This window comes from Sphingomonas sp. Leaf22, assembly GCF_001421715.1.
Taxonomy (GTDB): domain Bacteria; phylum Pseudomonadota; class Alphaproteobacteria; order Sphingomonadales; family Sphingomonadaceae; genus Sphingomonas.
This window is the reverse complement of the sequence record NZ_LMKP01000006.1, coordinates 71970-92712: the sequence shown is the minus strand read 5'-3', so window position 1 is coordinate 92712 and position 20743 is coordinate 71970. Positions and strand designations below refer to the sequence as shown.

Annotated in this window: 18 protein-coding genes; 12 read left to right on the top strand and 6 right to left on the bottom strand. The window is 67.0% G+C overall.

From position 1 onward, the window contains the following. Positions 1-81: 81 nt before the first annotated feature. From ASE70_RS04560 to ASE70_RS04545, 4 genes are read left to right on the top strand one after another with little or no spacing between them, the layout of a single operon-like run. Positions 82-2331, top strand: coding sequence for a TonB-dependent siderophore receptor (locus ASE70_RS04560; protein ID WP_235519605.1), 2250 nt, complete (start codon positions 82-84; stop codon positions 2329-2331). After that, entirely contained in the window at positions 2328-2642 is a 315-nt protein-coding gene (locus ASE70_RS04555) for a hypothetical protein (RefSeq protein WP_056501852.1), read from the top strand. Before ASE70_RS04560 ends, ASE70_RS04555 begins: the two co-directional genes overlap by 4 nt. Further along, positions 2639-4225 carry a PepSY-associated TM helix domain-containing protein gene (locus tag ASE70_RS04550; protein WP_056501849.1) on the top strand — a complete coding sequence of 529 codons (1587 nt, stop codon included), beginning with the start codon at positions 2639-2641 and terminating at the stop codon, positions 4223-4225. The genes ASE70_RS04555 and ASE70_RS04550 overlap by 4 nt, the downstream gene beginning before the upstream one ends. Continuing rightward, on the top strand, positions 4222-4473 hold the full coding sequence (locus tag ASE70_RS04545) for a DUF3325 family protein (protein WP_056399838.1): 252 nt from the start codon (positions 4222-4224) through the stop codon (positions 4471-4473). The genes ASE70_RS04550 and ASE70_RS04545 overlap by 4 nt, the downstream gene beginning before the upstream one ends. Here the strand turns inward: ASE70_RS04545 and trmFO are convergent. Further along, positions 4460-5785 carry a methylenetetrahydrofolate--tRNA-(uracil(54)-C(5))-methyltransferase (FADH(2)-oxidizing) TrmFO gene (gene trmFO, locus ASE70_RS04540; protein ID WP_056501846.1) on the bottom strand — a complete coding sequence of 442 codons (1326 nt, stop codon included), beginning with the start codon at positions 5783-5785 and terminating at the stop codon, positions 4460-4462. The genes ASE70_RS04545 and trmFO overlap by 14 nt on opposite strands. Before the next feature lie 104 nt (positions 5786-5889). On the opposite strand from trmFO, the gene ASE70_RS04535 reads away from it, so the two are divergent. Further along, entirely contained in the window at positions 5890-6321 is a 432-nt protein-coding gene (locus ASE70_RS04535) for a DUF488 domain-containing protein (protein ID WP_056501845.1), read from the top strand. Positions 6322-6455: 134 nt separating this feature from the next. On the opposite strand, the gene ASE70_RS04530 is transcribed toward ASE70_RS04535, so the two are convergent. Continuing rightward, positions 6456-6800, bottom strand: coding sequence for a DUF952 domain-containing protein (locus tag ASE70_RS04530; protein WP_056399846.1), 345 nt, complete (start codon positions 6798-6800; stop codon positions 6456-6458). After that, complete coding sequence (gene gyrA, locus ASE70_RS04525) at positions 6797-9580, bottom strand: DNA gyrase subunit A (protein ID WP_056501842.1); 2784 nt, start codon at positions 9578-9580, stop codon at positions 6797-6799. The genes ASE70_RS04530 and gyrA overlap by 4 nt, the downstream gene beginning before the upstream one ends. Before the next feature lie 127 nt (positions 9581-9707). Between gyrA and ASE70_RS04520 the strand changes: the two genes are divergently transcribed. Then, a complete protein-coding gene (locus ASE70_RS04520) occupies positions 9708-10826 on the top strand; it encodes a mechanosensitive ion channel family protein (RefSeq protein ID WP_056501840.1) in 1119 nt (372 codons plus the stop codon). Positions 10827-10894: 68 nt separating this feature from the next. On the opposite strand, the gene ASE70_RS04515 is transcribed toward ASE70_RS04520, so the two are convergent. The 3 genes from ASE70_RS04515 to ASE70_RS04505 form a co-directional block, all read right to left on the bottom strand. Continuing rightward, on the bottom strand, positions 10895-12724 hold the full coding sequence (locus ASE70_RS04515) for a DUF885 domain-containing protein (RefSeq protein WP_056501836.1): 1830 nt from the start codon (positions 12722-12724) through the stop codon (positions 10895-10897). A 72-nt stretch (positions 12725-12796) separates the two neighbouring features. Next, entirely contained in the window at positions 12797-13231 is a 435-nt protein-coding gene (locus tag ASE70_RS04510; RefSeq protein WP_056501835.1) for an NfeD family protein, read from the bottom strand. Then, positions 13228-14205 carry an SPFH domain-containing protein gene (locus ASE70_RS04505; RefSeq protein WP_056501831.1) on the bottom strand — a complete coding sequence of 326 codons (978 nt, stop codon included), beginning with the start codon at positions 14203-14205 and terminating at the stop codon, positions 13228-13230. The genes ASE70_RS04510 and ASE70_RS04505 overlap by 4 nt, the downstream gene beginning before the upstream one ends. Before the next feature lie 49 nt (positions 14206-14254). On the opposite strand from ASE70_RS04505, the gene ASE70_RS04500 reads away from it, so the two are divergent. The 6 genes from ASE70_RS04500 (at position 14255) to ASE70_RS04475 (ending at position 20724) form a co-directional block, all read left to right on the top strand. Continuing rightward, positions 14255-15052 (top strand): HpcH/HpaI aldolase/citrate lyase family protein, encoded by a 798-nt coding sequence (locus tag ASE70_RS04500; protein WP_056501830.1) that lies wholly within the window; start codon positions 14255-14257, stop codon positions 15050-15052. A gap of 37 nt (positions 15053-15089) precedes the next feature. Beyond that, the gene (locus ASE70_RS04495) at positions 15090-16541 is read left to right on the top strand and encodes a M28 family peptidase (protein ID WP_056501827.1); all 1452 of its coding nucleotides are present in this window, start codon (positions 15090-15092) and stop codon (positions 16539-16541) included. A 19-nt stretch (positions 16542-16560) separates the two neighbouring features. Continuing rightward, positions 16561-18018 (top strand): IMP dehydrogenase, encoded by a 1458-nt coding sequence (gene guaB, locus ASE70_RS04490; RefSeq protein WP_056399872.1) that lies wholly within the window; start codon positions 16561-16563, stop codon positions 18016-18018. A 167-nt stretch (positions 18019-18185) separates the two neighbouring features. Continuing rightward, complete coding sequence (locus ASE70_RS04485; protein ID WP_056399875.1) at positions 18186-19364, top strand: RsmB/NOP family class I SAM-dependent RNA methyltransferase; 1179 nt, start codon at positions 18186-18188, stop codon at positions 19362-19364. A 25-nt stretch (positions 19365-19389) separates the two neighbouring features. Then, on the top strand, positions 19390-19914 hold the full coding sequence (locus ASE70_RS04480; protein ID WP_056501825.1) for a tetratricopeptide repeat protein: 525 nt from the start codon (positions 19390-19392) through the stop codon (positions 19912-19914). Between the two features lie 72 nt (positions 19915-19986). Further along, a complete protein-coding gene (locus ASE70_RS04475) occupies positions 19987-20724 on the top strand; it encodes an SIMPL domain-containing protein (RefSeq protein ID WP_235519601.1) in 738 nt (245 codons plus the stop codon). The last annotated feature ends 19 nt before the right edge of the window (positions 20725-20743 follow it).

Genomic DNA, 20743 nt, shown 5'->3' with positions numbered 1-20743 from the left:
CTACCTCATAGATATAATGAGAGTGGGTCGCAATAGCGTTGCATTGTCGGTTTCTTGGGTTTAGAGCGCCACATATTGCAAATGACTCGCAAAGGGGAAATGATGGCGCGTCCGGTACGCACGATGACGTTGGCAGGGCTGTTGGCGCTGGTGATGACGGCTCCCGCACTGGCCGAACCGGTGCTGCCGGCGGACGAGGACGCGCAACGCGGCGATGACATTCTGGTGGTCGGCAAAAGCTATGGCCAGGCGGTCGGCAAGACCGTCACGCCGCTGAAGGACGTGCCGAACACGGTGACCGTGATCGATCAGGTGCAGTTGCAACAGCGCAACCTGTTCACGCTGGAGGACGCACTGACCGTCACCAACGGCGTGACCGTGACCGGGATCGGCAGCGAGGACCCGTCCTATCTGTCGCGCGGCTTCATCATCAGCAACTATCTGGTCGACGGCGTGCCGACCTTTTCCTTCGCATTTCCCGCGGTCGTGCCCGACCTGTTCCTGTACGACCGGGTCGAGGTGTTGCGCGGGCCGGCAGGGCTGTTCAGTGGCGCGGGCAATCCGGCGGGCAGCATCAATCTGGTCCGCAAGCGACCGCTCGACCAGTTCGCGGTCAGCGCGATGGCGGGCTATGGCAGCTTCCAGAATTTCCGGGGTGAGGTCGACGTGTCGACACCGCTCGACGATCGCTCCGGCCTGCGGCTGGGCGTGATGGCGCAGGATCAGGACCAGTTCTTCGACATTGCCCATCGCTACCGCTTTGCGGCATTCGGGGTTGCGGATACCGAGATCGGTGAGGATACGACGCTGACCGTCGGCGGCAATTACGACCTGTTCAAGCCAGCGATCCAGTCGGGGTTGCCGGGATTGGTCGGCGGCGCGGACGGTAGCGACGGCCGGTTGCTCGACGTCGATCGCTCGACATATCTCGGAGCCGACTGGAACCGGTTCCGGTCGGAAAGCTGGTCGGGTTTCGTCGAAATCGCGCACCGGATCAGCGACCGCTGGACATTGCGCGCGACGGGGATGCTGACCGATGTCGATCGCATCGATATCTACAGCTATATCGGCAACCAGCCGGTGACGCCGGCCAATGGCGGCACCACCAACCACATCGCCTATCGCGGCGACAGTGCGATGCAGACGCGATCGTTCGACTTCAACGGCGTCGGCAGCTTTTCCGCGTTCGGCCGCGATCAGACGTTGATCGTGGGGGCCGATTATCAGGCGAGCTCGGCGACGTCGGACTTTACCCGCCTGTCCAACTATGCGCGGATCAACGTCTTCGATCCGGTATCGCCCGCCGAACCGCCGCTCGACCCCTATGGTCCGTTGCCGGCATTTTCGGGGCCGAACGGCCTGGTCACGCAGGTCTATGGCGGGTCGGCGACCGAGGTCGAGCAATATGGCCTATATGGGCAGATGCGGCTGAGCCCGGCCAAGGGACTGACGCTGGTCGGCGGCGGGCGCATGACATGGTGGGATACGACCATTACCACGACGCGCGTCGCGACCGGTGCGATCCCGCTACCGACCCGCTACAGCTTCGACGAACGCTTCACCCCCTATGCCGGGGTGGTGTGGGACGTCACCGACGACCTCAACCTCTATGCCAGCTATGCCGACAGCTTCACGCCGCAAGCACCGCCGGTCGGCCGCAGCCTGCCCGGCGGCGGGGCGATCCAGCCGCTGATCGGCGATCAATATGAGGCGGGGACGAAGCTGTCGCTGATGAACCAGCGCCTGTTGCTGTCGGCGGCGGTCTATCAGATCACGCAGCGCAACCGCCTGTTCAACGATCCCGACGAACCGACGCTGACCTATCAGATCGGCAGGGTTCGCGCGCGCGGGATCGAGGCGGAGGCGAGCGGCGAGATCCTGCCCGGCTGGCGTGTCAATGGCGGCTATAGCTTCACCCGGACCCAATATCTGGAAGATGCCAACCCGGTGCTGGAGGGGTTGAGCCTGTTGCCGGTCATCCCCGAGCATATGGTCAAGCTGTTCACCAACTATGACGCGGGCGAAGGTCCGCTGGCCGGTGCCAGCGTCGGCGCGGGCGTCACGTGGTTCGACAGTACGTGGAGCGGCAATCCGCCCGCCTTCAACGCCAACGGTACGCTGCGCACGGCGTCGACGATTGTGCGACAGGGCAGCTATGCGGTCGCCGATGTGCGCGCGGGCTATCGCATCAACGAGAAGCTGTCACTGGCACTGAACGTCAACAACCTGTTCGACCGTACCTATTACGCCCGCATTTCCTCGACCGGGCGCGGCAATTATTATGGCAGCCCGCGCACGGTGTTCGCCAGCCTGCGGGTGACGATGCCATGACCGCGACCGGGCAGGCACGCCATGTCCTCTGGCGGCGGCTGGGCGACAATGCGCTGCGGCTGATCGCGGCGATGCCGGTCGGCTATGCCGTCGCCAGCCTGTGGGCGATGGCGCTTGCCCGGGTGCTGCCGGGCGATCCGGTACAGACGACGATGGCGGCGGCGCTGATCGCGCTGCTGCTCTGCGCGCTGGCGGCGATGTGGGCCTATGCCGCGCGCAGTGGCTGGCGGGCGCTGTGGACGCTGGTCGTGGCGGGTGGCATCGCGGGGGCGATCACCTGGGGATCGATCGCGGTGTGGGGGCGGGTATGAGCAAGGGGTTTCGCCAGTCGCAATCGACGCTGCATACCTGGTCCGGCCTGCTGCTCGGCTGGTTGTTGTTCGCGATCTTCGTCGCCGGTACCTCGGCCTATTGGCGGGAGGCGCTGAACCGCTGGGCGCGGCCCGAACTGGCCCCGATCGCCAGCCGCGAACGGGTGGTCGAGGGGGCGGTGACGTTTCTGACCCGCCGCGCGCCCGATGCGCAAAGCTGGTTCATTACCGTCCCCAGCGCCCAGAGCGCTGGCGGCGACGTGTTCTGGGTACCACAGGCCAAACCCGGCGAGGAACGCCGCCGCGGACGCCGCGACACCCGCGCCTTCATCGGCAGCGACGGGCAGGAGGGGACCGCGCGCGAGACGCGTGGCGGCGACTTCTTCTACCGGTTCCACTTCGATCTGCACTATGTGCCGGTGCTGTGGGCGCGCTGGCTGGTCGGCATCGCCGCGATGTTTATGCTGGTCGCGATCTTCACCGGCATCGTCACCCACAAGAAGATTTTCCGCGATTTCTTCACGCTGCGGCGGGGCAAGGGGCAGCGGTCGTGGCTCGATGGCCATAACGCCAGCGCGGTGCTGGCGCTGCCGTTCCACCTGATGATCACCTATACCGGGCTGGTCACGCTGATCGCGATGCTGATGCCATGGGCGATCGTCGCCAATTACGACGATCCCGCCAAGCTCTATGCCGCCGTCTTCCCCGAAGCGGCGGCAGCCGAACGGACCGAACGTCCCGCACCGCTGATCGATCTTGGCACGGTGCTGCGCGATGCCGAGCGGCGGGTCGGCGGCGAGATCGGCTATATCACCGTCTTCAATCCCGGCGATGCCGCCGCGCGGATCACGCTGACCCGGTCGGGCACGTCGATGTTGTCGGCGCGGACACCGGCCATCGCCTATGACGGCGTCACCGGTCGACTGGTGTGGCAGGGACCGCCGGCGGGCGGCGCGGTCGAGACGCAGGGGGTGATGGTCGGGCTGCATGCCGGACGGTTCGGCGACTATCCGATGCGCTGGCTGTATTTCCTGTGCGGAATCACCGGGTCGCTGATGGTCGCAAGCGGGCTGGTACTGTGGACCGTCAAGCGGCGCGAGCGGCTGCCCGATCCCGCCCGCCCGCATTTCGGCTTCCGGCTGGTCGAGCGGCTGAATGTCGGGTTCGTCGCCGGCTTCCCGATCGCGATGACGCTGTATCTTTGGGCCAACCGGTTGCTGCCGGTCGGTTCGATGGGTCGCGCCGATGCCGAGGTCAACGTCATGTTCGCCGGCTGGGCCGCGCTGTTCGTCTATGTGCTGGCACGGAAACCGGCACGCGCCTGGGTCGAACTGCTGACGTTGCAGGCGGCACTGCTGTTCGCCCTGCCGCTGTACAACATCATCGCGCTGCCGACCGGACTTCCCGCGACGATCGCGCGCGGTGACTGGGTGCTGGCCGGGGCCGATGTTACCTTGCTGGCGCTGGGGGCGGGCTTCGGCTCCGCAGCGTGGCGCGTACACCGTTTCCGTCCGACGATGCGGCGGCGGGCCGTCCGCACGACACCATCGATCGACACCGTAAGCTGGGCGCCCGCCGAATGATCCTGATCGCATTGTTCAGCGCGCTCGCCGCCTTCGCGCTGCTGGCGCTCGCCAGCGAACGGCATCGCAACCGCTGGCAGGGCATCGACCGGCGTTGGCGACGACGTGGCGGCTGGGCGCTGGTCGTCGCGACCTTTGTCGCGGCCTTCGCGACATGGGGGCCGGTCTATGGCGCGATCGGCGGGACCGGCCTGCTGATGCTGGGGGCGGGCGCGAGTTTCCTCGCGCTCAACCTCACCCGACCGTAAGCGCGCTCGCCCATGGTTCGAACGCGTCGCGGGCGCGCGCCGTGTACATCTTCTTGCGATCGGCCTTCTTGGTGCGGCCGGGGATCGGCGGCATCAGTCCGAAATTGACGTTCATCGGCTGATAGGTCTCGGCCACCGCCGCGCCGGTGATGTGGTGCAACAACGCGCCCATCGCCGTTTCGATCGGCGGCGGCGCGACGCTGCGCCCGGCCAGCTCGGCGGCGGCGAAGCGCCCGGCCAACAGCCCGACCGCGGCGCTTTCGACATAGCCCTCGCATCCCGTCATCTGCCCGGCGAAGCGCAGATGCGGACGCGCCTTCAGTCGCAGCGTTTCGTCGAGCAGCTCGGGCGAGCGAATGAACGTGTTGCGATGCAGCCCGCCCAACCGGGCGAACTCGGCATTCTCGAGGCCGGGAATGGTGCGGAACAACCGGACCTGTTCGCCATGTTTCAGCTTGGTCTGGAACCCGACGATGTTCCACAACGTGCCCGACGCATTGTCCTGCCGCAGTTGCACCACCGCATGCGGCCAGCGCCCGGTGCGCGGATCGTCCAGCCCGACCGGCTTCATCGGCCCGAAGCGCAGCGTGTCCAAGCCGCGTTCGGCCATCACCTCGATCGGCATGCAGCCTTCGAAATAGGGGACGTTCTCCCATTCGCGGAACTCGGCTTTTTCCGCCGCCATCAACCCGGCGTGAAAGGCTTCATACTGCTCGCGGTTCATCGCGCAGTTGATGTAGTCCTTGCCGTCGCCCTTGTTCCAGCGGCTCTGGAACCATGCCTGATCGAGGTCGATCGAATCACGGTGCACGATCGGCGCGATGGCGTCGAAAAAGGCGAGCGCCTCCGCGCCGGTCGCGCTCCCGATATCGCCGGCCAGACCGGCGGCGGTCAGCGGACCGGTCGCGACGATCGTCATGCCGCTGTCGGGCAGGGTATCGATCCGTTCGCGGACGATGGTGATGTTGGGGTGCGCCATCAGCGCAGCCGTGACGCCCGCCGAAAAACCGTCGCGATCGACCGCCAGCGCGGACCCGGCCGGCACCTTGTGTTCGTCGCCCTTGGTCATGATGAGCGAGCCGAGCGCCCGCATTTCGGCATGCAGCAGCCCGACCGCATTCGATTCGGCATCGTCGGACCGGAAGCTGTTCGAACAGACCAGTTCGGCCAGATCGTCGCCCTGATGGGCGGGCGTGCTGTCGCCACCACCCCGCATTTCGGACAGGCGGACCTTCGCCCCGGCCTCTGCCAGTTGCCACGCAGCCTCGGACCCGGCGAGGCCGCCGCCGATGATGTGAACGTCATATTTCATGTCTGGGCGTCTAGGCCCGACAAGCCCAACCGGCAATGAACGTACGAAACGGACCGTCGATTTATCGGGTTGCGCGTTGGTGGCGTACGACGAAGGGAGGGCGCATGAAAATCTACACCATCGGCTATGAGGCGGTGACGATGGCCGAATTCGTGGCGGCGTTGCAGGCGGCAGGGGTGCGGCGGGTCATCGACGTGCGCGCGCTGCCCCTGTCGCGGCGGCCGGGCTTTTCGAAATCCTCGCTCGCCGCCGAACTTTCGACGCACGCGATCGACTATGTGCATCTGAAGGCGCTCGGCACGCCCAAGCGCGGGCGCGACGCAGCGAAGCAGGGCGACGTCGCCACGCTGCGTGCGGTGTATGACGAACAGCTCGAACTGCCCGAAGCACAGGCGCAGGCGGCGATCATGCTGGGGCTGGCCGCCGAAATGCCATCGGCGTTGCTCTGTTTCGAGCGCGAGCCGGCGCACTGCCACCGGACCTTGTTGCTAGAAGCGGTCGGGCAGGGGGCGGAGGTAGTGGAGTTGTACGCCTAAATCCTCCCCATCACAGATGGGGAGGGGGACCGCCGCGTAGCGGCGGTGGAGGGGCAATGCCCCAAGCGACACCGTTTGCGGCGACGCCCCTCAACCAGCCTGCAGCTGGTCTCCCTCCTCGTGCCGGGAAGGAGTTAGCCCGCTACCGGCCGCTGAACCCGCCCCGCATCATCCCGATGCAGCGGCCCGTACGCCACCACCACCTCCAGCGGAAGCGGGCCGTACACATGCGGGAACAACTGCCCGCCGCGCGACGGCTCCCACTTCACCGCCTCGCCCAATGCTTCCAGATCGACCTCGGCTACATGCAGATCGTCCTGCCCGGCGAAATGCTTGTCGACCGTTTCCGTCAACTGTTCGAAGGTCGACAGGTGGATATAGCCATCGGCCAGATCGACCGGCGCGCCGTCGAAGCTGCCCGTCTCCAGCGCCGCCATCTGCGCGGCGGTCAGCACCTTGAAGGCGGTCGTGGCGGTCATTCCTCGATATCCTTCTCGCTGATCGTCGCGGGGCCGGTGCCGTCGTCGAGGACGATATCGCCTTCGGCCGGCGGCATCGTGGCGCGTTCCTCGGCGACGATCGCTTCGGCTTCGTTCTCGGGGTTCTCGTCCTCGTCGATCTTCGCCGCCGACACGACCTGTTCGCCCATGCCGACACGGAAGATGGTGATCCCCTGCGTATTGCGGCCCGCGACGCGGATATCGCCGACGGTGGTGCGGATCAGCTTGGCCTGATCGGTCACGAGCATCAGCTGCTCGCCATTATGCGCCGGGAAGCTCGCCACGACCGGGCCGTTGCGGTCGGAGGTGACGATGTTGGTGATCCCCTGACCACCGCGATTGGTCCGGCGATATTCATAGGCCGAGGTACGCTTGCCAAAGCCGTTGGCGGTAACGGTGAGGATGAACTCCTCCGCCGCCTCGAACTCGGCCATGCGTTCGGCCGACAGCGTGACCTCGCGGTCGCCTTCCTTCCATGGTGCCGCCTTCAGATACGCCTCGCGCTCGTCGGCGCTCGCCTCGAACCCGCCGAGGATCGACAGCGAGATGACCTCGTCGTCCTTGCCCAGCGCAATCCCGCGCACCCCGGTCGAGGTGCGGCTCTGGAACTCGCGCACGTCGGTCGCGCTGAAACGGATCGCCTTGCCCGCCTTGGTCGCAAGCAGCACGTCGTCGGTCTCGGTCAGCAGCGCCACGCCGATCAGGCGATCGTCGCTGTCATCATCGAAGCGCATCGCGATCTTGCCCGCGGTGGGCACGTTGGCGAACGCGTCCATCGAATTGCGCCGCACCGTGCCGTTCGCGGTCGCGAACATCACGTGCAGGTCGGCCCAGCGTTCCTCGTCCTCGGGCAATGGCAGCACGGTCGAGATCGTCTCTCCCGCCGCCAGCGGCAGCAGGTTCACCATCGGCCGTCCACGCGTCGCCGGCCCACCTTCGGGCAGCCGCCACACCTTCATGCGATACACCTTGCCGGCGGTCGAGAAGAACAGCACCGGGGTGTGGGTGCTGGTCACAAACAGGTTCGTGATCGCATCCTCGTCCTTCGTCGTCATGCCCGCGCGGCCCTTGCCGCCGCGCTTCTGCGCACGGAACGCGTCGAGCGGCGTGCGCTTGATATAGCCCTGCACCGTGACGGTAACGACCATCTCCTCGCGCTCGATCAGGTCCTCGTCGTCGATCCCGTCGGCGGCACCGGCGATCTCGGTCCGGCGCGGCGTCGCGAATTCGGCGCGGATCTCGACCAGTTCCTGCCGCATCACCGCATAGAGCATGCCCCGGTTGCCGAGGATTTCGAGCAGGTGGCTGATCGACGCTGCCAGCGTCTTGAGTTCATCGCCGATCTCGTCGCGGCCGAGTGCCGTCAGGCGATGCAAGCGCAGATCGAGGATCGCACGGACCTGCAGGTCGGACAGCCGGTACACGTCGTCGGTCAGGTCGGCCTCGACCGCCTCGACCAGCTTCAGATAGGGCGCGATCTCGGCGACCGGCCATTCGCGTGCCAGCAATGCGGCGCGGGCGGCGGCGGGGCTGTCCGACCCGCGGATGATCCGCACCACCTGGTCGAGATTGGTGACTGCGATGACGAGGCCGAGCAACAGGTGCGCCCGCTCGCGCGCCTTGGCCAGCTCGTATTTCGACCGCCGGGTGATGACCTCCTCTCGGAAGCCGACGAACGCGTCGATGATCTGCGACAGGTTGAGCAGTTCGGGTCGGCCGCCACGGATCGCCAGCATGTTCGCAGCGAAGCTCGACTGCGCCGGCGTGTGCCGCCACAACTGGTTGAGCACCACGTCGGGCGTCGCATCGCGCTTCAGGTCGATGACGATGCGCACGCCTTCGCGGTTCGACTCGTCGCGAATATCGCTGACGCCCTCGATCCTTTTGTCCTTGGCCGCCTCGGCGATCTTTTCGACCAGCCCCGACTTGCCGACCTGGAACGGGATTTCGGTCAGGACGATCGACCGCCGCTCGCCCCGCGCCTCGACGGTGTGGCGCGACCGCAGGATGATCGACCCGCGCCCGCCGGCATAGGCCGCGCGCGCACCGGCCCGGCCGAGCATCAGCGCGCCGGTCGGGAAATCCGGTCCCGGCACGATCTCGCACAGTTCCTCGTGCGTCAGCGGCTCGCCGCCCTCGACCCGGCGGTCGATCGTGGCGAGGCAGGCGTCGACCACCTCGCCCAGATTGTGCGGCGGGACGTTGGTCGCCATGCCGACCGCGATCCCGCCCGCGCCGTTGACCAGCAGGTTCGGAAAGCGCGCCGGCAGGACAGCAGGCTCACGCTCCGACCCGTCATAGTTCGGCACGAAATCGACCGTATCCTTGTCGAGATCGTCGAGCAGCGCCATCGCCGACTTGGCAAGCCGCGCCTCGGTATAGCGCATCGCGGCGGGCGGATCGGGATCCATCGAACCGAAATTGCCCTGACCATCGATCAGCGGCAGCCGCATCGACCAAGGCTGTGCCATGCGCGCGAGGGCGTCATAGATCGCGGTGTCGCCGTGCGGGTGATATTTACCCATCACGTCACCGACGATACGCGCCGATTTGCGATACGGCTTGCCGGGAACGAAGCCGCTTTCCTGTGCCGAGAACAGGATGCGGCGATGGACCGGCTTCAACCCGTCGCGCACGTCGGGTAGCGCGCGCGATACGATGACGCTCATCGCATAGTCGAGATAGCTCGACCGCATCTCGTCCACGATCGAGATGGGGGCGATATCGGATGGGTCGGCGATCAGCGTCGCGTCTGTCAAAGTTCGATGCTTTCGGGGAATGTTTCGGTTGGGCGACAACCTAGCCGGTCGGGTCGCGAAAGCCAAGCGTCGCGGCTTCGTTCGGCGGGTGCCCGGAACATGCTGCGGCGCAAAAGGTTGCCCGCCCATGCGCGATGTACAACGGTATCTGAACACACTGCCCCCGGCCGCCGCCGATCTCGCCACGGTCGCCGCGTCGGTGCTGGCGGCGCTGCTGCTGCACGCCGTCGCCTTTCGCCTGTTGCTGCGTTTTGCCGAACGTACGCCGGGATCGGTCGACGACGTCTATGTCGACCATGCGTTTCGGCCGATGCGCTGGATATTGGTGGCGATGGGACTGGCCAGCGTCCGCAAGCCGCTGCGCCTGCCCGATCGCTGGGACGATCTGTGGACGCAGATGGCGGGGCTGATCGTGCCGCTGCTGATGGGATGGTTCGCGATCGCGATGATCCGCGCGTCGGTAAAGGCGGTGGAGGTCGCGACCGACATCACCGTCGCCGACAATCTGCGCGCCCGGCGTCGGCGGACACGCAGTGCCATATTGGGGCGGATCGCGATCATCGCCATCGGCTTCATCACCGTCTGCCTGATGCTGCTGTCGATCCCCAGCATCCGCTCGATCGGGGTCACGCTGATGGCATCGGCGGGCCTTGCCGGTCTCGCGGTCGGTGCCGCCGCGCAGCCCGCGCTCAAGAACATCATCGCCGGCGTGCAGATGGCGTTCACCGAACCGATCCGCATCGACGACGTCGTCATCATCGAGAATGAATGGGGCCGGATCGAGGAAATCCGCCTGACCTATGTCGTCGTCCGCCTGTGGGACGAACGTCGACTGGTGGTACCGGTATCGAAATTCCTCGAATCGAGTTTCCAGAACTGGACGCGCACGACCAGCGGCCTGCTGGGATCGGCGTTCTTCTGGCTCGACCCCACGACCAACATCCCGCGCCTGCGCGCGCGGTTCGAGGAACTGGTGAAGAGCGATCCGCTCTGGGACGGGCGGGCCTATGTGTTGCAGGTGACCGATACCAAGCCCGACGCGATCGAGGTTCGCATCCTCGCCACCGCCTCCGACGCCGCCCGCGCCTTCGACCTGCGCTGTTCGCTGCGCGAGGGGATGCTGGCCTATATCCGCGACGAGATGCCCGAAGCGTTGCCGCGCCGGCGGGTGGCGGTTGATGGGGGAGGGGAGCAACTCGTTTCCACCAAGGTCACCCCAGCGCAGGCTGGGGTCTCCTGCGGGTAGGGACTGACAGGAGCCGGGAGATACCCCAGCCTACGCTGGGGTGACGTGTGCGGCTGGAAGCGAAAACCCTACTTTCTCCGCCCAGCCACGAACGCATCGACATTGCGCCCGAGCACCGTCATCGGCACCCCGCCGCCCTGCACGACCGCATCGTTGAACGCCTTGAAGTCGTAGCGTCCGCCAAGCGCGGCCTTCGCCCGATCACGCAGCCGGTTGATCTCCGAATGGCCGACCTTGTAGCCGCAGGCCTGCCCCGGCCACGAACAATAGCGATCGACCTCGCCGGTCACCTCATCGACGCTCGACCCATTGGTGCTGGCGAACCAGTCGATCGCCTGTTGCCGCGTCCAGCGTTTCGCGTGCAGCCCGGTATCGACCACCATCCGGCATGCGCGGAACGCGATCGACTGGAGATAGCCGAGCCGCCCGACCGGATCGCCCTCATATGCGCCCAGTTCGTCGCCCAGCTGCTCGGCATAGAGCGCCCATCCTTCCGAAAAGGCGTTGAATTGCAGCAGCGAGCGGATCAGCGGCAGGCGGAAGCTGTATTCGCCCTGCCAGACATGGCCGGGAATCGCTTCGTGATAGACCAGCGTGGGCAACGAATAGCGGGTCCAGATGCCGGTGGTGCGCAGGTTGATCCACATCTTGCCCGGCACCTTGCCGTCGATCGAACCGGCCCCGCCATACGCACCCGGCGCACCCGCTTCCTCGACCGGCGGGATGCGGCGGACCTCGACATTGCCCGGTGCCAGCGTGTTGAACGCGCGCGGCATCCGGGCGCGGATATCGCGCAGCCGGTTCTGCACCAGTTCCATGATCTGCGCGCGTCCGGCATCCCCTTCGGGAAAGACGAAGCGCGGGTCCTTGCCCAGCGCCGTCATCCGCGCGCCGACGCTGCCCTTGCTATAGCCCAGCCCCTTCAGGATCACGTCCATCTGCGACTGCAACCGGGCCAGTTCGTCGCGGCCCATCGCATGGACCTCGTCGGGCGTCATATTGGTCGTCGTCGATGCGCGCAGCCCCCAGCGATACCACGCATCGCCATCGGGCCGCGCCCACATGCCGGCATCCGACGTCGCCTTCTTCCGGTCGTCCTGCATCGCCGCCAGCTGCCGTTCCAGCGCCGGCTTGACCTTGTCACGGGTGATGGCGGCCGCCTGATTGCCCCAGTCGCCGGGAATGTCTTTGGTACGCCGGGTGAGCGACGTCACCACGTCCCAGCCGGCCGGATCGCCCGCCAGCGCCTGCGTCATCTGCTTCAGCGTCTTGTCCAGCAGGAAGTCGGGCGGCACCACGCCACGTGCCGACGCGGCGCGCACCCGTGCCGTCTCCCCGCCCAGCTGCGTCGCATAGCTTTCCAGCCGCGCCAGATACGCATCGGCATCGGCCTTCGTCGCAATGCTGTGATCGCTGTCGAGGAAGCGCGGCACGTCGAGATAGGCCCCGACATTCTGGATCACGACATAGGGCGTGTTGCGCCACCCGCCGACGGCGACGTCACCGTACGGCAGGGCAAACCCGTCGAGCGCGGTTTCGAACGCGGTCCGCACGACATCGATATCGGTGCGCGTCGCCGCCGAGACTTTGGCCGCATCGATCGTCTTCAGCGTCGCGACATGCGCGCGCAGATGATCGGCAACGGCGCGCTGTCCGGCTGCCGACCGATCGCCCAGCTGCGCCTTCAGCGCGGCACGCGCGCCGGTATCGATGCCCAGACCGCTGGCGGACTCGGGCGAATCGACCAGCATCGCCTCGGCGATCCGCGACAGCGTCGCCTCGGCTGTCGTGTCCGCGGCGCTGGCGGCCACCGGCGCGTTCTGCGCGCGGGCGGGCAGGGCGGTGGCGAGCGTCGTCGCGGCGGCTCCGGCGATCCAGTCGCGGCGGGTCAGGTCCATCGGCAATCCCTTGTAAACGAAGCATCGGGTGAACGAAGTGTCGGTGCCTTGTCCCGTCCCCGGCGCTGCGCGTCAATCGTCCGCCACGACCGTCAGGGTCGATCCGCTGACCCCGACGATCCGGACGCGGTGGCCGACCGGCAGATCGGGTCCGCGCGCGATCCATTCGCTGTCGCCGACCCGCACGCGGCCGCAGCCGCCGACCATCGCCTCGACCACCACGACCTGCTGCCCGATCAGCCGCGCCGCGCGATCGTTCAGCAACGGATCGTCGCTGTCGACCGGATATTCGGCGTACCAGCGCCGTCCGATCAGCACCGTCACCACGCTCCACGCACCGAACACCGCCAGTTCGGCCGGCAATGTCAGCGCCGGAAACAACAGCGCCAGCAGACCGGTGATCGCCGCCGCGATCGCCACGAACACGACGAATACGCCCGGCACCGCCAGTTCGGCGGCACCGAGCGCCGCCGCCAGCAACAGCCAGCCATAGCCGCTGTCGATCATCGCGCGGGCGGTTCGAACGGACCGACCGGCCGATCGCGCAGCGCGGGTGCCGGCGTTCCGTCCGTGGTTTCGCTCAGCGCTTCCTTCGCCAGCTGGCCGATCCCGCCCAGCGTCCCGATCAACTGCGTCGCCTCGACCGGGAACAGGATCGTCTTGGCATTGGGGCTGGTCGCGAACTTGCCGACCGCCTCGACATATTTCTGGGCGATGAAATAATTGATCGCCTGCGTACCGCCCGACTTGATCGCGTCGCTCACCACCTGCGTCGCCTTCGCCTCGGCTTCGGCGGCACGTTCGCGCGCTTCGGAGTCGCGATACGCCGACTCGCGCCGGCCTTCGGCTTCGAGGATGCGGGCCTGTTTCTGTCCCTCGGCACGCAGGATTTCGGACGCACGCGTGCCTTCCGCTTCCAGAATATTGGCGCGCTTCTCGCGCTCGGCCTTCATCTGTCGGCCCATCGCGTTGACGATGTCGGCGGGCGGGCGGATGTCCTTGATCTCGACCCGGGTGATCTTCACGCCCCATGGATTGGTGGCGTGGTCGACGACCCCCAGCAACCGGGCGTTGATCTCGTCGCGCTTCGACAGCGTCTCGTCCAGATCCATCGACCCCATCACCGTGCGCAAATTGGTGGTCGTGATCTGCTGGAGCGCGACATACAGGTCCGACACCTCATAGGCCGCCTTGGCCGGGTCAAGCACCTGGAAGAACACGACTCCGTCGGTCGACACCATCGCATTGTCGCGGGTAATGATTTCCTGTCCCGGTATATCGATCACCTGCTCCATCATGTTCACCTTCCGGCCGACACGATAGAAAAAGGCAGGGTAGAAGTTGAACCCGGGCCGGGCGACCGCGGTGAAGCGACCGAAATGTTCGATCGTGTATTGATGCCCTTGCGTGACGATCTTCACGCTCGCGAACAGGTAGAGCAGCACCACCAGGACCAGTGCCGCGATCACGCCCACTATCATCGTTCATCCCCGCTTGCCTCGACAGGGACGGGTCTAGCATAGCGCCCGGATGGAACCCACCATCCCCCTTGCGCCGCGCAGTCTTTTGTTCGTCCCCGCGGCGCGCTCTGGCATGATCGAAAAGGCTGCCGGCCTGCCCGCCGACCTGATCGTCCTCGACCTCGAAGATGCGGTCCGTGCGGATGAAAAGGCGGCGGCGCGCACGGCGTTGCCAGCGGCGATCGACCGCCTCGGACCGCGTGCCGCCATTCGGGTCAACGCCCCCGACAGCGCACATTTCGCCGCCGATCTGGCAGCGATCCGGGACATTGCCGGTCCGCTGATCGTAGTGCCGAAGGTCGAATGCGGCGCGGAACTCGCCCCGCTTGCCGGGCGCGCGGTGCTGGCGATGATCGAAACGCCGCGCGGTGTACTGGCCGCGGCGGAGATCGCCGCATCGCCCGGCGTGGTCGGGCTGATGATCGGCACCAACGATCTTGCCGCCGCCTTGCGCCTGCCACCGGATGCGGGGCGGGGGGCGATGACGCTGGCGTTGCAGCATGTGGTGCTCGCGGCGCGGGCGGCGGGCGGCTGGGCGATCGACGGCGTGTTCAACGCGCTCGCCGATGCCGACGGGCTGGCGCGCGAATGTGCGGAGGGTCGCGCGCTCGGCTTCGACGGAAAATCGGTGATCCACCCCGGCCAGATCGCGGCTGCCAATGCCGCCTTCTCGCCCAGTCCCGCCGAACTGGACGAGGCACGGGCGCTGATTGCCGCCGCGACCGGCGGGGCGGAACGGTTTCGCGACCGGATGATCGAGGATATGCACGTCGAAACCGCGCGAAGGCTGATCGAACGCGCGCGTTGACGCTTGCCCGTCACGTTTCGGATCGATAGTGGGGCGCATGTCGCTCCGCCCGATCCTCGGACTCGCCGCCCTGCTGTGCAGCGGCTCGTCGGCCCTCGCCCAGCAGATCACGCCACAAATGCTGCGCGACCATGTCGCGGTGCTGGCCAGCGATGCCTATGAAGGCCGCGAACCCGGCACGCCCGGCGGTGACCGGGCCGAAGCCTATGTGTTGCAGGCCTTCGCCGCCGCCGGCCTGAAGCCCGGCGCGCCCGATGGCCGCTGGCGGCAGGAAGTGGCGCTGGCCGAATATCGCGCGGGAACGATCACCGCCGTCGTTCGGCAGGGCGATCGTTCCACGCCACTGACCGCCGATCAGATCGCAGGGCTCGGTCTGTCCGCCAAGACCGATATCCAGCGCGCGCCGCTCGTCTTCGTCGGTCGCGGCGATCCGGCGCAAATGCGCGGTACGCCGCTGAACGGTGCGATCGCGGTCGTCATCGGCGGTACCGCGCCCGATGCGCCGCCCGTCCCGACCGCCGACCGTAACTCGGCGTTGCTGGCGGCCGGTGCGATCGGCGTGCTGCTGATCGCGCCGCCGCAGGCGCCATGGACCGATGTCGCCCACAGCTTCACCAGCGCGACCGTCACCGGCACCGCAAAGCGTCCCGATTTCAGCGGCGTCGTGCCGGCGTCGCTGGCCGAAACGCTGCTGGGCCGATCGGCCGCCGATCTGCGAAAGGCCGCCATCGCCGCGGACTTCCGTCCGGTCCGTGCCGCGACGACGATCGATATTGCCGCGACCGGCAGCGTCCATCGCTACACCACCGCCAATATCGTCGGCATGATCCCCGGCGCGACGCGTCCGAACGAAGCGGTTCTACTGTCGGCGCATTGGGATCATATCGGCATTTGCCGTCCCGAAGGCGCACCCGACCGCATCTGCAACGGCGCGGCCGACAACGCCAGCGGCACTGCGATTCTGATCGAAGTGGCCAAGGTCCTGACCAAGCGCCCGCGTCCCGAACGCAGCATCTATTTCGTCGCGACGACGGCGGAGGAGAAGGGTCTGATCGGTGCCGACGCCTATGCCGTCGCCGTCGCCGAAACCCCGCTGAAGATTGTCGCGAACCTCAATATCGATACCGCCGCGATCGTGCCGACCGGCATGCCGGTGGCGATGGTCGGGCGCGGCAATTATCCCAAAATCGACGCGATCGTCGACGCCACCGCCCGCGCGATCGGCCGTAAGGTCGATACCGATACCGAAGCGAACATCATGGTGCAGCGGCAGGACGGCTGGGCGTTCGGCAAACGCGGCATCCCCGCCGTCATGGCGACCGGTTCGGTCAGCGACATGAAGCGGTTGTTCGCCTATCTCGACGGCCCCTATCACAAACCGAACGACGACCTCGCGCATATCGACATGTCGGGTGCCGCCGAGGATGCCGACCTGCATATCGCGCTCGCCCGCGCGCTTGCCGACCCGATCCGCTACCCCGCCAACTGAAGACGAGACGACGCCTGTTATGGATATCACCCTCGGCCTGACCTTCGACGACGTACTGCTGGTTCCGCAGGAATCGGACGTACTGCCCAGCCAGGCCGACCCGCGCACCCGCGTCGCGCGCGATCTGGCGCTTAACATCCCGTTCCTGTCCTCCGCGATGGACACGGTGACCGAAGCCGACATGGCGATCGTCATGGCGCAGCTGGGCGGGATCGGCGTGCTCCACCGCAACCTGACCGTCGAGGAACAGGTCGCGGCGGTGCGCGCGGTCAAGCGGTTCGAAAGCGGCATGGTCGTCAACCCGATCACCATCACCGCCGACGCCCCGCTCTCGGCCGCGCGCGCGCTGATGGAACGGCACCGGATCAGCGGCATTCCGGTCGTCGAGGGTTCGGGCAAGCTGGTCGGCATCCTGACCAACCGCGACGTCCGCTTCGCCGAAAATCCGAACCAGCCCGTCGCCGAGCTGATGACGCACGAAAACCTCGCCACGGTCCGCATCGGCGTTTCGCAGGAAGAGGCGCGTCGCCAGCTGCACCATCGTCGTATCGAAAAGCTGCTGGTCGTCGACGACGACTATGCCTGTGTCGGCCTCATCACCGTCAAGGATATCGAGAAGGCGGTCACCTATCCCAACGCGACCAAGGACGGGACCGGCCGTCTGCGCGTCGCCGCCGCGACCACGGTCGGCGACAAGGGTTACGAGCGGACCGAGGCGCTGATCGCGGCCGAATGCGACCTGATCGTCATCGACACTGCGCACGGCCACAACCGGCAGGTTGCCGAGGCGGTGAAGCGCGTAAAGGCGATCGCACCGCATGTGCAGGTCATCGCCGGCAACGTCGCCACCGGCGAAGCGACCCGCGCGCTGATCGATGCGGGTGCGGACGGGATCAAGGTCGGCATCGGTCCGGGTTCGATCTGCACGACCCGCGTCGTCGCCGGCGTCGGCGTGCCGCAGCTGACCGCCGTCATGGACGCGGCAAAGGCAGCGGCGGGAACCGGCGTTCCGGTCATCGCCGATGGCGGCATCCGCACCTCGGGCGACGTCGCCAAGGCGCTGGCCGCCGGCGCATCGGCGGTGATGATCGGATCGCTGCTCGCCGGTACCGAAGAGGCACCCGGCGAAACCTTCCTGTATCAGGGCCGCGCCTATAAGAGCTATCGCGGCATGGGCTCGGTCGGTGCGATGGCCAAGGGTTCGGCCGACCGTTATTTCCAGCAGGATATCAAGGATCAGCTGAAGCTGGTACCCGAGGGGATCGAGGGGCAGGTCGCGTTCAAGGGGCCGGCCAAGGACGTCATCCACCAGCTGGTCGGCGGGGTGAAGGCGGCGATGGGCTATACCGGATCGAACACCATCACCGATCTGCAGGAGCGTGCCCGCTTCGTCCGCATCACAAATGCTGGGTTGCGCGAGAGTCACGTCCATGACGTGACGATCACTCGCGAAGCGCCGAACTACCCGACACGCTGACGATCGGCGGCTGCGTGTCGCCGGCGGCACGCAGCCTTTTCGACGCGTCCGTGCTCTTTCCCGCTACCGCGCGTTCGACGGTACGGCACCGCGCGTGTGGCTTCGGACACTGGATTGATCCAGGTTATGTTGGTAGCGTCGGGCATGGTTTTTCTGGACAATAGCGTATGACTCCGGCGGCACGTACCCAGGCGGCGATCGATCTGGTCGATGCGATCCTCGACGCCGCACGCACCGGTGGGGCGGCGGGCGATCAGGTCGCCAAACGGTTTTTCGCCGCCCGCCGCTATGCCGGGTCGAAGGATCGCCGCGCGATCCGCACCCTCGCTTATGATGCGGTCCGCCGGTTCGGCGCGGTACCGGTCAATGCCCGCGCCGCGATCGTGGCGCTGGCCGAAAGCGATCAGGATCTCGCCGCGACGTTCGACGGTTCGTCCTATGGCCCCGCGCCGATCGCTGCCGGCGAACCCCGCGCCGAGCCGGGTTTCGCGCCGGAATGGCTGGTCGATGCGTTGCGGCACTCGGGGCTGGACGATGCCGACCTTGCCGCGCTGCTGGAGCGCGCACCGCTCGATATCCGCGTCAACCGCCTGCGGACCGATCGCGATGCGCTGCTCGGCGAACTGGGCGGCGAACCGGCGGCCGATCTGCCCGACGCGATCCGGCTGCCCGCCGACACGCTGCCGGATAGCGAGGCGCTGCGCGACGGTCGTGCCGAGGTGCAGGATTTCGGCAGCCAGATCGTCGCGCTCGCCGCCTGCGCCGAACCGGGCGGCTTCGCCATCGACCTGTGCGCCGGTGGCGGCGGCAAGACGCTGGCGATCGCCGCGCAGATGGCGGGGGAGGGGCGCATCCTCGCCACCGATACCGATCGCCCGCGTCTGTCGCGGCTCGCCCCCCGCGCCGCACGCGCCGGGGTGTCGGTCGCCGAACCCCGGCTGCTCGATCCGGGCAAGGAAGCGGCGATGTTGGCGGATGTCGCCGGGCAGGCCGATTGGGTGATGGTCGATGCGCCGTGTTCGGGTACCGGCACCTGGCGGCGCAACCCGGAGGCGCGCTGGCGGCTGACCCCCGATCGGCTCGACCGGGTGGTCGCGACACAGCAGCGGCTGCTCGACATCGCAGCCGGCCTGACCGCGCCGACCGGCACCATCACCTATGTCGTGTGTTCGCTGCTCGATGCCGAAGGGGCGGGGCAGGTCGATGCGTTTCTGACCCGGCATCCCGAATGGCGCGCGCTGCCGCTTGCATTGCCGCGCGGGCGCGTCCACGGTCCGGGAATGCGCCTGACCCCGGCATCCGATTCAACCGACGGCTTCTTCGTCGCACGGCTAGGCCGGGGATAAGGCAGTGTCGCGGTCGGAGAAGTTGATGCGGTTCACCTCGGTTTCGGTCGCGGCCGCGCTCGCGCTGGTATGCGCGTCGACCTCGCTCAGCGGGCAGCGTCCCGATAACCAGATCGACCCGCGTTCGACCGCATTGCTGCAACAGGGCCGCGCCGCACAGGCATCGGGCAATATCGAGGGTGCGGTCGGGTTTATCGAAAGCGCCCTAGTCGTCGATCCGCGCAATCGTCCTGCCTACATCGCCTTGGCAGACATTGCGCGTGGGCAAGGATTGCCCGGCAAATCGATCCGCTTGTACCGCGAGGCGCTGAGCCTCGAACCCAATGACGTCGTCGCGCTGAAGGGTGAGGGCGAGGCATTGGTCCAAAAGGGTGCGGTCACCAGAGCGCGCGAAACGCTGGCGAAGCTGAAGACCGTCTGCGGTGCGACCTGCCCGGCGAGCGACGAACTGGCAGCGTCCATCGCCAAGGGACCGCCGGTGACGGCGACTGCGCTCCAGACGCCGCCGGCAGTACCGGTGCCGGGCACCGTCGCTCCGATGAAGCAGTAACCGCCTTTACCCGGTCGTTTGCGACCCCTAGCATCGCAAAACAGGCGGGGGAGAGATGCGATGCGACGGGCGATGATACTGCTCCTTGGCCTGATCGCGACTCCGGTAATGGCCCAATCTGCCGACGAACGGGTACCGCTCATTCAGGTGATGGGTGTCGGCACCGTATCGACGCCGCCCGACGTGGCGACCATCTCCTATTCCGTCATCGGTGAAGGCAGGACCGCCGATGATGCCAGCGCGGCCTTGGCAACGAAGCAGCGAGCGATCGTCGCCGAGTTGACGGCGCTGCTCGGACGTGGCGCGCGATTGTCGTCGGGTGAGGTGAGCGTGATCGAAGCCCGATCCGACAAATGCGAGAATTTCACGGGCTATAACAGCCGCCCCCGTCTGAGCGAGGGGGACTGCGCCGTGACCGGGTACATCGCGACCTTGCAGGGCACCGCGCGGACGGGCGCGGTCGATCGGGCCGGGACCGCCGTCGGTGCCGTCGCCCGACTGGGCGCGCGGGATGCGCGGATACAGGGGTTCTCGTTACGCGATCCGACGGAAGCACAACGCCGCGCAACTGCCGCCGCGATCGCCGCCGCCCGCGCGAAGGCGGAGGCGATGGCCGCCGGTGCAGGCGTTCGGCTGGGCGAATTGCTGGCGTTGCACGATCCGAACGCGCAGATGGATATGGCGATGTCGGCGGACGATATCGGGTCGATGAGCCTTGGCAATGCGCGTCCCCGGGTTGAAATTGCCGTCGCTCCCAAGGCGATCGAGACGCAGGCCCGGGTGAATGCCCGGTACGCGATCCGGCAGTAAGGATCGCGGGCTACCCGGT

Bases quoted from the DNA above. Each gene is read 5' to 3' on its own strand.
- ASE70_RS04560 (WP_235519605.1), top strand. From the start codon at position 82: ATGACTCGCAAAGGGGAAATGATGGCGCGTCCGGTACGCACGATGACG.
- ASE70_RS04555 (WP_056501852.1), top strand. From the start codon at position 2,328: ATGACCGCGACCGGGCAGGCACGCCATGTCCTCTGGCGGCGGCTGGGC.
- ASE70_RS04550 (WP_056501849.1), top strand. From the start codon at position 2,639: ATGAGCAAGGGGTTTCGCCAGTCGCAATCGACGCTGCATACCTGGTCC.
- ASE70_RS04545 (WP_056399838.1), top strand. From the start codon at position 4,222: ATGATCCTGATCGCATTGTTCAGCGCGCTCGCCGCCTTCGCGCTGCTG.
- trmFO (WP_056501846.1), bottom strand. From the start codon at position 5,785: ATGAAATATGACGTTCACATCATCGGCGGCGGCCTCGCCGGGTCCGAG.
- ASE70_RS04535 (WP_056501845.1), top strand. From the start codon at position 5,890: ATGAAAATCTACACCATCGGCTATGAGGCGGTGACGATGGCCGAATTC.
- ASE70_RS04530 (WP_056399846.1), bottom strand. From the start codon at position 6,800: ATGACCGCCACGACCGCCTTCAAGGTGCTGACCGCCGCGCAGATGGCG.
- ASE70_RS04520 (WP_056501840.1), top strand. From the start codon at position 9,708: ATGCGCGATGTACAACGGTATCTGAACACACTGCCCCCGGCCGCCGCC.
- ASE70_RS04515 (WP_056501836.1), bottom strand. From the start codon at position 12,724: ATGGACCTGACCCGCCGCGACTGGATCGCCGGAGCCGCCGCGACGACG.
- ASE70_RS04510 (WP_056501835.1), bottom strand. From the start codon at position 13,231: ATGATCGACAGCGGCTATGGCTGGCTGTTGCTGGCGGCGGCGCTCGGT.
- ASE70_RS04505 (WP_056501831.1), bottom strand. From the start codon at position 14,205: ATGATAGTGGGCGTGATCGCGGCACTGGTCCTGGTGGTGCTGCTCTAC.
- ASE70_RS04500 (WP_056501830.1), top strand. From the start codon at position 14,255: ATGGAACCCACCATCCCCCTTGCGCCGCGCAGTCTTTTGTTCGTCCCC.
- ASE70_RS04495 (WP_056501827.1), top strand. From the start codon at position 15,090: ATGTCGCTCCGCCCGATCCTCGGACTCGCCGCCCTGCTGTGCAGCGGC.
- guaB (WP_056399872.1), top strand. From the start codon at position 16,561: ATGGATATCACCCTCGGCCTGACCTTCGACGACGTACTGCTGGTTCCG.
- ASE70_RS04485 (WP_056399875.1), top strand. From the start codon at position 18,186: ATGACTCCGGCGGCACGTACCCAGGCGGCGATCGATCTGGTCGATGCG.
- ASE70_RS04480 (WP_056501825.1), top strand. From the start codon at position 19,390: ATGCGGTTCACCTCGGTTTCGGTCGCGGCCGCGCTCGCGCTGGTATGC.
- ASE70_RS04475 (WP_235519601.1), top strand. From the start codon at position 19,987: ATGATACTGCTCCTTGGCCTGATCGCGACTCCGGTAATGGCCCAATCT.